The sequence below is a fragment of the Acinetobacter sp. 148 genome (genome assembly GCF_031196675.1).
Lineage (GTDB): Bacteria > Pseudomonadota > Gammaproteobacteria > Pseudomonadales > Moraxellaceae > Acinetobacter > Acinetobacter baumannii.
Map to the genome: position 1 here is coordinate 1 of NZ_JAVIMT010000054.1, position 14,353 is coordinate 14,353.

Consider the following 14,353-nt stretch of genomic DNA (forward strand, 5'->3'; position numbering starts at 1 on the left):
TGTTTTTTCAGCATACATCAGAAGCACCTACACCTTTAACAAAACAAATGTATGAAGATGCATTATTTAAGCTTGGCTTATTAAAAAGATATGATGACCAAGCAAGTGCAAATTTCAAGCTTGAAAAAACTATAGAGCCAATAAAATTAAATACTTTATGTTTAATGAGTAAGTTTGTTAATAACCCAACTTATATAAAAGCTGTAAAGCATAGTATTGAGCAAGAGCCTGATTTAAATAAATGGCTCAAAGAAAAACAACCAAAATGGCAAAAAGCTTTGAGTAAGGAAGACCCAGCAATTTTTGACTACCCTATTACCGGAACTAAATGTAAATGATATAAATCGATTTATTTTCCTTAGTCAAACATTTAAAGGTTTTGCATTATTTAACTCTTTAAATGAAATATCTATTAAAGAGGGTTTAACTGACCTATTTAAATTAATTGAAGAAGGTAAATTAAAACCAACAATTGATCATATCTATCAATTTGATGATATGGTTAATGTTCATACATTACTTGAACAGAATAAAACAATAGGTAAAGTGATCGTTTCTATATAAATATAAATGGAAAAATAAAAAGAGGAACATACACGTTCCTCTTTTAACTTATAATACTATACTTGATTCAAACTTTAGAACTTCTTGAACGGAACTTCTTTTTCCCAAGTTATATTTCAAATTGAGAATTTTAGGCCATTTCTCTAAGTCTATAGAAAAATAGTCACACCAATGTAGCATTACAAAGAAATAGAAATCTGCGATTGAGATTTCATTGCCGTTTAAATACTGATTTGACTGAAGTTTATTTTCAATAAAATCAAAACTTCTTGATAACTTATGTTTGGATACTTCAATCCAAGAATCAATCTTTTCTTTGTAGAAAAAAGCAGAGAAATTTTTATGTATATCCATACTAATAAATGACAATAAACTCATCATTTCATAACGTTCAAAAGAACTAGATTTAGGTATTAGATTTTTCTCAGGAACCAAGTCAGCTAAATAAGTCAGTATCGTTGTAACTTCAGTTATGACTTTACCATTTTCAAGTCCAAGTGCTGGAACTGCCCCTTTAGGATTAATCTTTAAATAATCCAATCCGGATCCAGTGACTTTTATTGATAAGTCAACAAATTCTGTATCAAATTCTTGTCCAGTTTCTTTTAAAGCAATATGAATCGCCATTGAACAGGCATGAGGATAAAAAAATAATCTCATTGATAACAACCATTATTTAAATAGAAAAGTAAAGGTAAAAATACAAAAATGCACTTTTACCTCTCTGAAATTATTTAAGTTTCTTATCTACACTAAGGCCACCTGCGCCAAAGATAACAAGAGCCAATAGACCTCCAGCCATTGAAATGTTTTTCATAAACATAATTTGGCTGTTCATATCAGAACCACTATGAAATAGCACTGCTGCCACTAACGAGAAACCAAACAATAGAAATGCTGCAAGCCGTGTTTGAAGGCCAATCAATACAAGGAAACCACCTCCAAATTCAACCAGAATTGCTAATGGCAGTAATGCAGATGACACTCCCATAGACTCCATATACCCAGCATTACTCGAATATTGAAATATCTTTCCTAATCCAGATAAGATGAAAATTACAGATATCATTAGCCGCATTAGAAGTGATGAAAAGGCATATACTTTTGGATGTTGGATAATTTTTTCGATTGCGTTATTAATTCTAGTCATGATTATTCTCTCCCTTAGTTTTGAGCAGGCATAGCAAACATTTGTGGAATACTATTAATTGCTTGACTAATTGATTGAGAACGAGTCGGAAAAGCCATTCCTTCTGCACGTACTACAAATACCTCTTGTACGCCTAAGAAATTAAAAATATCTTTTAAATATGATTCTTGATGATCCATAGGGAATTGATCACCATAGGCACTACCACGAGCACTTACAATAATAACTTTCTTAGCTGAAACTAAGCCTTGTGGCCCATTCTCTGTATATCTGAAAGTCCGACCTGCAATTAAAATTCGGTCAATCCAAGCTTTCAAGGTGGTTGGAATACTTAGGTTGTACATCGGTGCACCTAGTACAAAAATATCCGTTTCTTCAAATTGTTGAAGAATACGTTCATCAACTTGTGCTTCTTCACTCAAGCTATCAAAGTGTTTTGAAAAATGTGGAAGTGGTTCTACATGCAAATCTCGATAGGTTACCTCTAAAGGACCATGTTTTTTTAACTCTTGAACTACTGCTTGCCCAATCTCCCGAGTAGCCGAGAATTCACCGAGAGCACTTGAGTCTAAATGTAAAAGTTTCATTTCATACCTATAAGGGTTTTAAGTCGTGAAATGAGTTTATTCGTTTTATATTTGCCACTTAAGCCCTATAATCGGGAACATATGTTGCAAAAAATGCAACCAACAAAGATAAAGTTCGAAGTAAGATAAATTATTGGTTCATTAAGGTTAAAACACCGATGAAAGATTTAAATGATTTATATATTTTTGCTTTAATTGTCGAACATGGTGGTCTAAGTAAAGTAGAACAAAAAACAGGTATATCTAAATCAAAATTAAGCCGAAGACTCTCAAATTTAGAGAAAAATTTAAACGTTAAATTATTACAACGAGACTCTAGACAAATTAAGCTTACGGCAATCGGCGAGCAGATTTATCAATATGTACAATCAATGCTTTTAGAAGCGCAAACTGTTTATGACTTAATAGATCAGTTGCGCGGCGAGCCGATTGGATCAATTACTGTAAGCATTCCTATAGATGTTGCAGAAAGAATTATGCCCCTCATTCTTCCTGAATTTATGGATAGATACCCCAAAGTAGAAATTAAATTTATTGTCACTAACAAGAGAGTTGATATTCTTAAAGAATCTGTCGATATCGGAATCCGTATTCGACAGAACTTAGATAGCGATCATAATTTAGTAATGAGACATCTTGGTTATACACAATCAGTATTAGTCGCCAGTCCACAATATCTCAACCAATATGGTACACCTACGCATCCCAGCGATTTAAGTAAGCATAAATTGTTAAGTAATATCGAAAATGAAAATCAAACTTGGTTCTTTAGCAATCAAACTATTAATGAAAACGTAAGTTTGCCTATAAAACCATTTATCAAAGCTGCAAGTTTAACTTTGCTTAATTGTTTAGCTACCGATGGAAAAGGTATTGCTTTGCTGCCTTTGTTAAAATGCAAAAGCCTGATACTAGAAAAGAAACTTATCGTCGTTTTACCTGAATGGGAACTTCCAACTGGAAATTTTCATTTAATCTTTCCATCTCGAAGCGGTGCTTTACCAGCATCAAAGGTTTTTCTTGATTTTTTAATCGAAAAAATTCCTCCTCTACTTAAAGAAATGCAGGATATTTAATTAAAATTAACATAATCAATTGAGTTTTAAATAAATATATAAAATGTCTATACCCGATTTAGGTATAGACATTTTTTACTATTGATAGGCATACATTAATAAAGCTGTGATTTCACCATTCTTTGGAACTGAAGTTTCAAACCCATAATATTGTCCATATTTTGGTCGCAAATATTCAGTTGCCTGATTACCTATTGCATCAAGATATGCTGGTAGCTGGGCCATATGTGAATTTGTTTTCTGAGGATCAGGAGCTCCTACTCCCCACTGCACCACGCCATATGATTGGCCCACTGCTTGTTTCATATCTTTTAGGAACTCTAAATAGAAATCTACATCAGCCTTAGATCCAACATTTCCATGGCCACCACTCAGAAATACCCAATTTAAACTTTTTAATTCTTTTAAATTTTCTTCAAAATAAAGAGGAACTTCAGCACCAGCGAAACCCCAATAAGGTAATTGATCGGCATTTATTAGATCGGGAATATGTGCAACTTTCTCACTTGGAATTAACCAAACACCTGTATCGGCAGTATGTGCTGCATATTTGAAACCATGTACTTGAACATTCACCCCTTCAAAATTAAAACTACCATTTTTAAAAGGAATTGTTTCCGTAGGTTTTGGCAATTTACTTTTAATTCGGTTTAAAAGCTCTGCTGTAGCATCAGATGAAATAATACGTACTTTGACACCTGCCTTTTTAGAAGCTTCAACAATTACTGGAGCTGAACTGATATGATCAGCGTGCGCATGCGAATAGACAATTGTTGTAACAGGTAGTTTTGTTACTTCTAAGATAGCTTTTAAAATCTTTTCTCCAGCATTTTCAACTGGGTCAAATAAGAGTACTCCTTTTTCACCTACATAAAACATCGTTCCATAAAATTGGGATTGAAAAAAATAAGTATGTTCTGTCATACGTTGCAGTACATACTCTTGCTGAAGATTTCGGTTATATAGCCGGTCAATTTTTTCCGATGGATTTAAAACTTTTTTACTTGATTGGCTAACATAAACCGCATGTACAGTAGAGGGAGCTTCGGGAATATCTATCGTAATTTGAGCATTAGCACCATGACTTATGTTCAAATACATCAAGCCTAGTAGTGTTGTATTTAAAAAGATCTTTTTCATTCGAAACCTCAGATATACAATTAAATTAAATGTTCTATACTTCATAAAAACATTCTTATATTTCTAATTTCGAAAGATTAAAACAAGCTACTAAAATAAGAACTTAAGTTGCAAAAATAAGAACGGTCAGTAGTTATTTTTAACTTACTATTCTCGTAATAATAAATTCTTTTTTAAATATAAATGCTCAAAGCTATTTTCTAGATTCATAACAAGCTTTTTTTAAGCTTTCAATTGCCTGTTCTGGCATAGGTGCTGTCATCATTGCATGATAATTCATACATTCTGGGGCTTCTTCCTTTTGCACATTCTGATTAGTAATGCAGGCGGAGATAATAAAAGGGATAGACAATATTCCTAAAAATTTCATAAGCAAATTCCAAAATTATGATGAAATAATTCTAAATAATTTTATTTTAATATATGTTTGATTTTGTTAAAAAAATAAAAATCAATTCACACAACAACTTTAAAAATATTAATTTTTAAAATGAAACAATTAATTAAAAAATATAACTTAATTAAAATTTGGAATTATTGGATATAAATCTGGATAAATTGGATATCTTATATCTTATAAAAAACAATAATAAAGCTTAAAAGCATCTTCATCCTTAACCAAAATTCATAAAGCCTATTCTACATTTTTATGAATATTTAAACAAATTTCAGGAATGTATATGATTAAAATAGATGTGAACGATATCGTAGATAGAGAAAAACTAGCTCCCCTCCAGTGGGTAGTCTTTGTTTTAGGTTTCTTAGTATTTTTCTGTGATGGACTTGATACTGGAATTATAGGTTTTATAGCACCACCTTTGTTAGATGAATGGCAAATTTCAAAGGCCGAATTAGCTCCTGTATTTGGTGCTGCTTTAATCGGCATGAGTATTGGTTAATATCAGGTATTTTTGCAGATAAGTTTGGCCGAAAGAAAATTATGATTATCAGCATGCTAATCTTATCTATATTTACAATAATCTCGGCTTACTCGACCAATACAGCAGAACTCATTATCTATAGATTTATCACGGGACTTGGGTTAGGTGCGACGATGCCTAATGTAAGTACAATCGTTTCAGAATATATGCCTAAAAAGCATCGAGCATTTCTCACGGGTTTAGCTGGTTGTGGATTTCTAATGGGAGTATCTTCTGGAGGATTCCTTTCAGCTTATCTATTGAAAATTTTTAGTTGGTCTGAATTACTAATTATTATTGGTTTGATACCTGCATTACTTACCCTTGTACTCATTTTTACCCTCCCGGAATCCACACAATTTCTTATTATTAATAATCAAAAGAAAAAAACTCTTTTAATTTTAGAAAAAATACATGGTAAAAAAATTGATAAAGAGCTTGTCTTATCTATAGCTGAAAAGGAACTTGTCGAACAGAATAATCCACTTAAAGATATCTTTAGCAAATACTTATTTGGTTCATTAATGTTATGGCTTTGCTCTTTTATGAGTTTATTAGTGTTTTATCTTTTTACGAGCTGGATGCCGACAATTTTAAAAACTGTTGGTTTTGATCTACAACAATTAAGTCTTATGTCTACTTTATTCCCATTCGGGGGCGTGATTGGAGCTATGATCATGTGTAGATTCATGGATAGATTAAATCCAACCAAAGTGATTACTTCCTCATATTTCTCAGCATTCTTATTATTCATTCTTCTTAGCTTTACGCATACAAACATTAGCATCTTTTCAATACTGATCTTTATGATTGGAGGCCTATTAGCAGGTGCCCAAACAGCATTATTTCCGTTAGCTACTCTTTTTTATCCAGCGAACTGTAGAGGCTCTGGCGTTTCATGGATGCATGGAATAAGCCGTATTGGGGCAATTTTAGGTTCATTTTTAGGTTCTTTCATTTTTACTTTAAAGCTAGATATGAGTTCAATTTTCTTAAGTTTAGCCATACTTACTTTTATTGCTTTTATTTGTTTAGCACTTAAGTGGTATGGGGAGCTAAATATAGCTAAACAAAAATTTAAAGTTGTCTGAACTAATTAATTACTATCTTTTTATTAAATAAATTGTTATCGAGGCTTATATGACAGACCTATTCTTCTCAAATCTTCAAGAAAGAGAAATTCAATACAATGCAAGAAATTCAGTGGCTGATTTTGATGCTTGTATGAAGGAATATGCACGACTTGCGCAGAAATCCAAAGATGCCATTACAGGCTTATATAATCTACATTACGGCTTAGCTAGAAGAGAAACATTAGATATTTTTCCAGCAAAGAAACAGCCTTCACCAATTTTTATCTATATCCATGGAGGCTATTGGCGGGCACAAAGTAAAGATGATGCTTGCTCTATGGCTGAAAATTTTGTAGCACATGGAATAGCGGTGTCTACAATTGAATATAGCCTCTGTCCTCAAGCATCACTTTTTGAAATTGTGAGAGAAGTAAGAACATCGATTGCTTGGATTTACCATAATGCTAAAAATTATGGCATAGACCCTGAGCAAATATATATAGGCGGGAGTTCAGCTGGAGGACATTTGGTTGCAATGCTGTGGAATGATTGTTGGCAGGAAGAATTTAATTTGCCAAAAAATGTCATTAAGGGTGTTCTTGGGTTAAGTGGCCTTTATAATTTATTACCCTTATGTGATACCAACATTAACGAATGGCTTAAACTCAGTCCAGAACAAGCAACCAACCTCAGCCCTTATGAAAATTTACCATTGCCAGAAAATGCTGCACCACTCATACTCAGTGTAGGAGAGCTAGAGACAGAAGGTTTCCAAAATCAAACCAATTTTTTCTACTCAATATGCAAAGAAAAAGGATTAAACGTTTCATTAATTAAAGATGAAGGACATAATCATTTTGATATTGTGAATACCCTTGCCGACAAAGATAGTCTGTTATTTAAAAAAATGTATGAAATAATCTCTGACTAAGTTTATAAGATTATGGCTCTTTCAAAAGAGCCATCTATTTTTAAATGTATTTGCTTATTTGTAAAAAAACCTTCTCACCACCACATCCCTTTCATCCAAACTCTTTGAGCTTAAAATCTGGAACATCAACCCATCAATCAGATTTAAAACCATATTGGCATCGGGCTTTAATGAATGAGTTTCCAAACTAAAAACCAGATCAAAAAGTTCTTTAAGCAGCCATTTTCTATATTCAAGTGCTATACGGTAGGCTTGCGGGTAAATCTGTTTAGTTTCAAAAATGGCTTTAAGTAATAGATAGTACAGGCTATTAAAATTGACATGTAAAACAATAATCTCTTTGAGTTTATCACTTGAGGTTCGGTAACGGCTTGAGTAGATAATTGCCAGCACTTCTTCTTTAAGTTTACTTTTTTGAAAGGATACCCACATTTCAATAAGTCGCTGTTTTGAGTGAAAGTAGTTATAAAAAGTAGCTTTAGGAATTTTGGATTTTTTGACAATTAAGTCCACACCAGCATTGTGAAATCCATAGATATTAAACAGCTCTATTGCTGTATGAATAACCTGTAATTTTTTGGAAGATCTTTCTAAAGTTGGCATCGTTTTACCGTTATAAATTCTTGTTGTTGCTAAAAGAGATAAAAAAGCCTGTGCCTTTTCTGGGAGAAAAAAAGGCACAGCAAAGCCGTAAAGACTGTGCTTGGCACATCCCAAGTTTTATTGTTGCTAAGTTTTAGACGTAATGATTTAAAGCCTGAAAAGCCTATAGGCAATCAAACTGCTTTAAAGTGATTTAAGTTGTGTCGAGATAGATTTTGACAGTGACTGCCGATAATTTATGAATGTGCATAGCCAACTCCTTCTTTTGGGAGTTCTGCCAAAGCATTATAAATTATGGTGGCAGAACGGAAGCAGGTTGACGGACTGGTTTGAACTCCAGCACACCCGAAGGTGTCCCACTCCCGCCCTACCGCTACGGGAGGGAACGAGGTGTGCACACAAGACTACTCCTCAGAAGAAATAATCCTGATGTGGTTCAAATAACGGTCCGTCAAAACCGGCTGGCAATGTAGGCCAGCCCGCAAATGGTAATCTTCAATATTTGAGCTGTCAATGTGAAATTGGCTAGAAATTATTTAATTAAATTATTGTTTTTCATTTAATTACATAATTAAGGAAAAATTTAAGTATAAGTCATGCTAATTTATGAACTTTTATTTATCAGTAAACAAAAGTATTTAACCCACTACTGTTAACGACATTCCAATGAAAAAATATATTTTGTTTATCTATGTCATTTTATCTGTACTAGCCCTACCAGCTTGTACTAAAAATACATTATATTTTACACCTGAAGTGACTGGTTATATTTATGATAGTAAAACTCATAAGCCATTAAGTAATCAAACTGGAGATATGGGTTTTAATGGTCGAACTGATAGCAATAATACTAAAATTAATTTGAGGTCAGATGGTAGTTTTACCATTCCTACAGTTACAGCAACATATTACTTTATAAAACCTGATGTAAAGCAATACACCAACTTCCCTCCAGAAATTTTTTTAAGTTTTAAGAATTATCAACCTAAAATTATTGACTATTCAGAAGCATATAATCAACAAGTTCCAGAAGATATGTCTAGTTTTAGTCATTATAAAAAAATTGATTTAGGTAAAATTTATTTAGATCATGAGTAAGCATATTTTAGGGATTTAAAAAATGAAAAAATATTTAATATTCTTTTTTCTTATACTCTCGTGTTCAATTGCTTCGGGCTGTACAAAAAAAATATTATATTTAACTCCTGAAGCAACTGGATATCTTTATGACAGTAAAACTAAAGAGCCTCTACACAATGTAAATGGATATATTGGTTTCTATTTACCTGATGAGAAATCAACAACAATAAAAGTAAATAACGATGGTAGTTTTACTATTAAACCACTAATAAAAGAATACTTTTTCATTGAACCTAGTTTGGAGGATTATAAAAACCTCCCACCATTAATTTATATTAGCTTTAAAAATTATCAAAATAAAACATTAGATTACTCAGAAAAGTTTAATGAACAAGTTCCAGAAGAAAAAGCTAATTTTGAACATTATAAAAAAATTGATCTAGGTAAAGTTTACTTAGATCCTGAGTAAAAGTTTTACTCAGTCATATAACTCAATCCTAAAAGCCCTTCTTTAGAGGGCTTTTTTAGTTTGCTTGCATTATTTCCATTTTTATTTATGATTGAGTGATCACTCAATTATTTTATTTGTATATGGCTCGTCCTCGTAGTGAAGATAAACGTAATGCAATTTTAAGCGCTGCTATCGAAACATTGGCAGAGCTTGGCGAGCGTGCGTCTACCTCAAAAATTGCCAAAGTTGCTGGCGTAGCAGAAGGTACTTTATTTACCTATTTTAGTAATAAAGAAGAACTGCTTAACCAATTATATCTTTCACTAAAGGCTGAGTTACGTCAGGTGATGATGCTTAGTTACCCCACTAACGCTGACCTGCAAACACAAATGTCGCACATTTGGCAAAGCTATTTGGACTGGAGTTTAGAAGCTCCCCTTAAACGTAAAGTGATGGCGCAGCTTTCAACATCGGAACAAATTACTGAGCAAAGTAAACAAATTGGTATGCAAACCTTTTGTGATTTTACTCAAAACATTCAAGAACGTATTAACGATGGCAAATTAAGAGATTACCCGCCGTTATTTATTGCTTCAATTTTAGGTGCGCTTGCCGAAGTTACACTTAATTTTATTGCCCAAGACCCTTCTCAAGCCGAGCGTTACCGCAAATCTGGTTTTGAAGCCTTTTGGCATGCAGTTTCAATATAGATTAAAGTAAGGATGCACGGCGTCCTTATTTTTAAACCAATTAATGAGTGAGTAAATACTCATTTAAATAAATCAAAATAAGCACTTAACCCAAGTTCTTATTTGCACATTAGGTTTGTTCCAATAAGGAAAAATAAGATGACTATTTCAAATACAACAGACTTATCTTCTCCCCTAATGCCATCTCAACAACACAATGGCAAATTTAGAAATACGCGTCCGAACCAACACCAGCCTTCGTTTGGCAAAACGCTTCAACTCATGTGGAAGTTTCTATTTAACAAACCTAAAGACACTGTTCCAAACACGGCAATTCCTGTTTTAAGTTTGTCAAAAGAACAATTATTAAGTGCGCCTGACCGGTCTCTATTTCGTTTGGGCCACTCAACCATTTTGTTAAAACTGCAAAATGAGTTTTGGTTAACTGACCCTGTTTTTTCGGAGCGTGCCTCACCTTTTCAATGGATTGGTCCAAAACGTTTTCACCAACCACCGATTAGCATTGCAAACTTACCCCCCATTAAAGGCGTGATTTTGTCGCATAACCACTACGACCATCTAGACTACCATGCGGTCATGCAGCTTAACGATAAAGTTGAGCATTTCTTAACACCACTTGGTGTAGGCGACACCCTTATTAAATGGGGAATTCCAGCAGAAAAGGTTCAGCAGCTCGACTGGTGGGACACTACACATGTAGATGGACTCGAACTGGTGGCTACCCCTGCCCATCATTTTTCAGGCCGTGGAATGGGTGATAGCAATGCTACGCTTTGGGCGTCGTGGGTGATTATTGATAATGACTTACGTGTATTTTTTAGCGGTGACACGGGATATTTTGACGGTTTTAAAGAGATTGGACATCGTTACGGTCCTTTCGATCTGACCATGTTAGAAACTGGTGCTTACGACCCCGAATGGCCCGATGTTCATATGCAACCAGAGCAAACTTTACAAGCCCATATCGACTTAAAAGGACGTCATTTGTTGCCTATCCATAACGGTACTTTCGACTTGGCGCTTCATGCTTGGGACGATCCTTTTGAACGTATCGTCGCTTTGGCTCAACAAAATAATTTAGCGATTAGCACACCGCAAATGGGTGAATTATTGAACTTAGAGGAACCAAATATTGAAAATTATTGGTGGCGTTCATAAGTTTTCCGATAATTTTTTAAATTATTTATCCTATTAAATTTCAATTTAAAGGTATTTAAATTCAGTTACATACCCTACACATCTAGCTCAATACCACTTCCAAATAAACTAGGACAAACTTTGTCTTAGTTTTATTATTGACTTAAAACGCAGACTACATTAGTCTGTGTTTATAGTTGATCAATTATGAAATTAAATGGCTTATATCACTAGTAGCGTCGAGTATGCGATTCACTGTCTTCTTTTTCTTGTGAACAATGAAGACAAACCTTTGAGTAGTAAGGACCTTGCTGAATTACAAGGAGTTTCTCCAAGTTTTATGGCCAAGATTTTTCCCAAACTTGAAAAGGCAGGCCTTGTGGTTGCTCAAGAAGGTGTTCGCGGCGGCTATTTACTGGCTCGATCTGCTCACGAAATCAGTTTTTTAGATATCGTGAATGCAATCGAAGGTGAAAAACCGCTTTTTGAGTGTCAAGAAGTTCGCGGTAAATGTGCAGTCTTTAACAATGCCCCACCAGATTGGGCAACCAGTGGTGTGTGTGCCGTACATGCTGTCATGCTACAAGCCGAAAAAGCTATGCGAGACGCATTAGGTGCTCATACACTTGGCGATATTGCAGACCGTTTTGGCCGTTATGCCCCCGACGTATTTTTTAGTGATGTAAATGGTTGGATCAATGAACGCATTGAAGGAAGAACAGCAAAAATGCGGAAAAGTAAAATATCGCGGGATACTCCCGACTAATGAACTGATAGGGTTCGTACCCTAACATAAAATACCCTTAATCCTTTTTAAACGCCTTCTCAGATTTTTTCGGACAATCAGAGAATGGATTCGCTCACCCTAAATTTTATGATGAGCTGGAACGTGTTGTCCGAAAAATCGATGAAAAGGATAACCCAATGAGTAAGCGTATTATTATTGCTGGTTCTGGCTTTGCAGGTTTATGGGCTGCACTCGCTGCACAAAGAGCAATCCATTTAGCATCACAAGAACAAAACATTGAAGTGCTGATGGTTTCCCCTAGTCCAAATGTCGGGATTCGTCCTCGTCTTTATGAGGCCGTGCTTGAAAACATGAACCCTGATATTTCAGAGTTATTAAGTGTGGTGGGAGTTAAATTTCTGGCAGGTTGGGTCAATAAAATTGATGTCAACCAACAAACTATCGAAGTTGCAACCACCGATGGCAACAAGCAAAACTTAAGCTATGACCGTTTTGTTCTGGCAACCGGAAGTACGACTTTTATGCCCCCTATACCGGGTCTAAAAGAATATGGATTTAGCGTAAATACATTAGAAGATGCTGAAAAACTAGATCATCATCTTAAAAACTTAGCCACTAAACCTGCAAATGCAGCTCGTAATACTGTAGTCGTTGCTGGTGGTGGTCTTACTGGGTTAGAAACCGTGACCGAAATGCCTGAACGTTTGCGTAGCATTTTAGGTGAAACTGATGTCCGTGTGGTTTTGGTTGATTCCTCGACAGACATTGGTGCGGCAATGGGTGACCAAGCTGCTAGTGTTATTCGAGAAGCCCTTAGCAAACTCGGTGTTGAAGGTAAAGCTGGGCTAAGAGTTACTGCGCTAGATGCCACTGGCGTAACGCTTTCTAACGGCGAAAAAATTGAAACAGAGACCGTGATTTGGACTGCCGGTATGCGGGCTAATCCACTCACCTCTCAAATTGCTGGTGAAAAAGATAATTTAGGTCGTTTGATTGGGGATACTTATTTACATGCACCCGAAGCAAAAAACATTTTTGTGACTGGTGACACTGTAAAAGTTCCAACCGATGATTTAGGCAATTTTAATGTGATGTCGTGCCAGCATGCTATGAGCTTAGGCCGTGTGGCGGGTTATAACGCTGCGGCAGAATTGGTTAATTTACCCCTTCATCCATACAGCCAACCAAAGTATGTCACTTGTGTTGACTTAGGTCCTTGGGGCGCACTTTATACTGAAGGTTGGGATCGACAGGTTCAATTTGTGCGTGAAGAAGCGAAAAAAATTAAACAGGAAATTAATACTGTTTGGATTTATCCCCCAGTTGCAGACCGTGAAGCAGTTTTTGCAATAGCAAACCCTGATTTTGTGATTGTTCCTTAAACTTAATTTTTGCACCAATCCATTTATTTAAAACCCTAAAAGTAAGACCATCGTTGGTTCTACTTTTAGGGTTTATATTTGAATTATTAAATTATGACTTTTCTAGCTCTTCTATTATCGCTAAAGCCGTCTTCTTAGCTGAAAACGGGTTTTGCCCCGTAATTAACTTACCGTCTTGAACGACATACGGTGCAAAAGGAATAAAAGCCTTTTCATAATGAGCGCCATATTCTTTCGCTAACTCTTCGGCATTGTATGGCACTTTTTTTGCCACTCCTGCCAAAACCTCTTCACTCCATGCAAAGCCTGTTAACTTTTTGCCTTTTATAAGTCTTTCGCCATTGGAAAGTCTGACATTGAGCAAGCCACAATAGCCATGACAAACACTCGAAACAATACCGCCTTTTTCATAAATATTTTTGGTGATTTCTTGCAGTTCAGGGTTATCTAGAAAATCCCACATTACACCATGACCACCCGTATAGTAGATCACGTCATAGTCTTGCCAATTAATGTCGGAAGGCTTAAAAGTATTTGCCAGCAGCGTAATAAAAGCTTGATCTTTTTCTCGGTCTTTAACAGATTTATCCGCCACCAAAGGCACAAGCGATTTTGGTTCAATTGGAGTTTTTCCACCATTTGGGCTGACAATATCTTGCACATAACCTTGCTTTTCAAACTCATCATAAGCATGAGTGAGCTCGCCTAACCACAGCCCTGTTGGTTCATCGACATTCTTATAGCGTGAAACATTGGTCACGACATGTAATATGCGTTTAGACATTTTCTCACCTCATTCTT

Annotated in this window: 17 protein-coding genes and 2 pseudogenes; 11 read left to right on the forward strand and 8 right to left on the reverse strand. The window is 35.1% G+C overall.

Annotated features, from left to right (window positions below):
• Window positions 1-338: pseudogene (locus tag RFX69_RS08925) on the forward strand (hypothetical protein); the annotation flags it as partial.
• Window positions 304-564 carry a zinc-binding dehydrogenase gene (locus RFX69_RS08930; protein ID WP_289332602.1) on the forward strand — a complete coding sequence of 87 codons (261 nt, stop codon included), beginning with the start codon at window positions 304-306 and terminating at the stop codon, window positions 562-564. The pseudogene RFX69_RS08925 and the gene RFX69_RS08930, both read left to right, overlap by 35 nt.
• A 48-nt stretch (window positions 565-612) precedes the next feature.
• Here RFX69_RS08930 and RFX69_RS08935 read toward each other — a convergent pair whose 3' ends face one another.
• The 3 genes from RFX69_RS08935 to RFX69_RS08945 all read right to left on the reverse strand — a co-directional run bounded on the left by RFX69_RS08935 (window position 613) and on the right by RFX69_RS08945 (window position 2,301).
• On the reverse strand, window positions 613-1,224 hold the full coding sequence (locus RFX69_RS08935) for a glutathione binding-like protein (RefSeq protein ID WP_271055907.1): 612 nt from the start codon (window positions 1,222-1,224) through the stop codon (window positions 613-615).
• Window positions 1,225-1,294: 70 nt separating this feature from the next.
• Window positions 1,295-1,714, reverse strand: a complete 420-nt coding sequence (locus RFX69_RS08940) for a DoxX family protein (protein WP_000196920.1) — start codon at window positions 1,712-1,714, stop codon at window positions 1,295-1,297.
• A gap of 14 nt (window positions 1,715-1,728) precedes the next feature.
• On the reverse strand, window positions 1,729-2,301 hold the full coding sequence (locus RFX69_RS08945; protein ID WP_000770685.1) for an FMN-dependent NADH-azoreductase: 573 nt from the start codon (window positions 2,299-2,301) through the stop codon (window positions 1,729-1,731).
• 158 nt (window positions 2,302-2,459) lie between these two features.
• Here RFX69_RS08945 and RFX69_RS08950 point away from each other — a divergent pair, with 158 nt between their 5' ends.
• Window positions 2,460-3,377 carry a LysR substrate-binding domain-containing protein gene (locus RFX69_RS08950; protein WP_000654049.1) on the forward strand — a complete coding sequence of 306 codons (918 nt, stop codon included), beginning with the start codon at window positions 2,460-2,462 and terminating at the stop codon, window positions 3,375-3,377.
• A 78-nt stretch (window positions 3,378-3,455) separates the two neighbouring features.
• On the opposite strand, the gene RFX69_RS08955 is transcribed toward RFX69_RS08950, so the two are convergent.
• Window positions 3,456-4,517: an MBL fold metallo-hydrolase gene (locus RFX69_RS08955; protein WP_065712701.1), complete on the reverse strand. Its 1,062-nt coding sequence runs from the start codon at window positions 4,515-4,517 to the stop codon at window positions 3,456-3,458.
• Between the two features lie 193 nt (window positions 4,518-4,710).
• Window positions 4,711-4,887: a hypothetical protein gene (locus RFX69_RS08960; RefSeq protein WP_271055906.1), complete on the reverse strand. Its 177-nt coding sequence runs from the start codon at window positions 4,885-4,887 to the stop codon at window positions 4,711-4,713.
• 310 nt (window positions 4,888-5,197) lie between these two features.
• Here RFX69_RS08960 and RFX69_RS08965 point away from each other — a divergent pair.
• Together RFX69_RS08965 and RFX69_RS08970 are read left to right on the forward strand one after the other, a co-directional pair.
• Window positions 5,198-6,528 (forward strand): annotated as a pseudogene (locus RFX69_RS08965) (MFS transporter).
• A 49-nt stretch (window positions 6,529-6,577) separates the two neighbouring features.
• Window positions 6,578-7,441 (forward strand): alpha/beta hydrolase, encoded by an 864-nt coding sequence (locus tag RFX69_RS08970; RefSeq protein WP_245148857.1) that lies wholly within the window; start codon window positions 6,578-6,580, stop codon window positions 7,439-7,441.
• Window positions 7,442-7,495: 54 nt separating this feature from the next.
• Here the strand turns inward: RFX69_RS08970 and RFX69_RS08975 are convergent, their stop codons facing one another.
• Both RFX69_RS08975 and RFX69_RS08980 read right to left on the reverse strand, forming a co-directional pair.
• Window positions 7,496-8,044 (reverse strand): TetR/AcrR family transcriptional regulator, encoded by a 549-nt coding sequence (locus tag RFX69_RS08975; RefSeq protein WP_271055948.1) that lies wholly within the window; start codon window positions 8,042-8,044, stop codon window positions 7,496-7,498.
• A 236-nt stretch (window positions 8,045-8,280) separates the two neighbouring features.
• The gene (locus tag RFX69_RS08980) at window positions 8,281-8,442 is read right to left on the reverse strand and encodes a hypothetical protein (protein ID WP_154020721.1); all 162 of its coding nucleotides are present in this window, start codon (window positions 8,440-8,442) and stop codon (window positions 8,281-8,283) included.
• A 268-nt stretch (window positions 8,443-8,710) separates the two neighbouring features.
• Here RFX69_RS08980 and RFX69_RS08985 point away from each other — a divergent pair, with 268 nt between their 5' ends.
• From RFX69_RS08985 to RFX69_RS09010, 6 genes are all read left to right on the forward strand, one after another.
• Window positions 8,711-9,142: a hypothetical protein gene (locus tag RFX69_RS08985; protein WP_000759958.1), complete on the forward strand. Its 432-nt coding sequence runs from the start codon at window positions 8,711-8,713 to the stop codon at window positions 9,140-9,142.
• Between the two features lie 22 nt (window positions 9,143-9,164).
• Entirely contained in the window at window positions 9,165-9,593 is a 429-nt protein-coding gene (locus RFX69_RS08990) for a hypothetical protein (RefSeq protein ID WP_000760341.1), read from the forward strand.
• Window positions 9,594-9,715: 122 nt separating this feature from the next.
• A complete protein-coding gene (locus tag RFX69_RS08995; RefSeq protein ID WP_000113714.1) occupies window positions 9,716-10,285 on the forward strand; it encodes a TetR/AcrR family transcriptional regulator in 570 nt (189 codons plus the stop codon).
• Between the two features lie 138 nt (window positions 10,286-10,423).
• On the forward strand, window positions 10,424-11,443 hold the full coding sequence (locus RFX69_RS09000; protein WP_114197742.1) for an MBL fold metallo-hydrolase: 1,020 nt from the start codon (window positions 10,424-10,426) through the stop codon (window positions 11,441-11,443).
• A 196-nt stretch (window positions 11,444-11,639) separates the two neighbouring features.
• Complete coding sequence (locus tag RFX69_RS09005; RefSeq protein ID WP_000323486.1) at window positions 11,640-12,188, forward strand: Rrf2 family transcriptional regulator; 549 nt, start codon at window positions 11,640-11,642, stop codon at window positions 12,186-12,188.
• A gap of 158 nt (window positions 12,189-12,346) precedes the next feature.
• Window positions 12,347-13,552: an NAD(P)/FAD-dependent oxidoreductase gene (locus tag RFX69_RS09010; protein WP_289332601.1), complete on the forward strand. Its 1,206-nt coding sequence runs from the start codon at window positions 12,347-12,349 to the stop codon at window positions 13,550-13,552.
• A 91-nt stretch (window positions 13,553-13,643) separates the two neighbouring features.
• On the opposite strand, the gene RFX69_RS09015 is transcribed toward RFX69_RS09010, so the two are convergent.
• Window positions 13,644-14,336 (reverse strand): type 1 glutamine amidotransferase domain-containing protein, encoded by a 693-nt coding sequence (locus tag RFX69_RS09015; protein ID WP_000044220.1) that lies wholly within the window; start codon window positions 14,334-14,336, stop codon window positions 13,644-13,646.
• Between the last annotated feature and the right edge of the window lie 17 nt (window positions 14,337-14,353).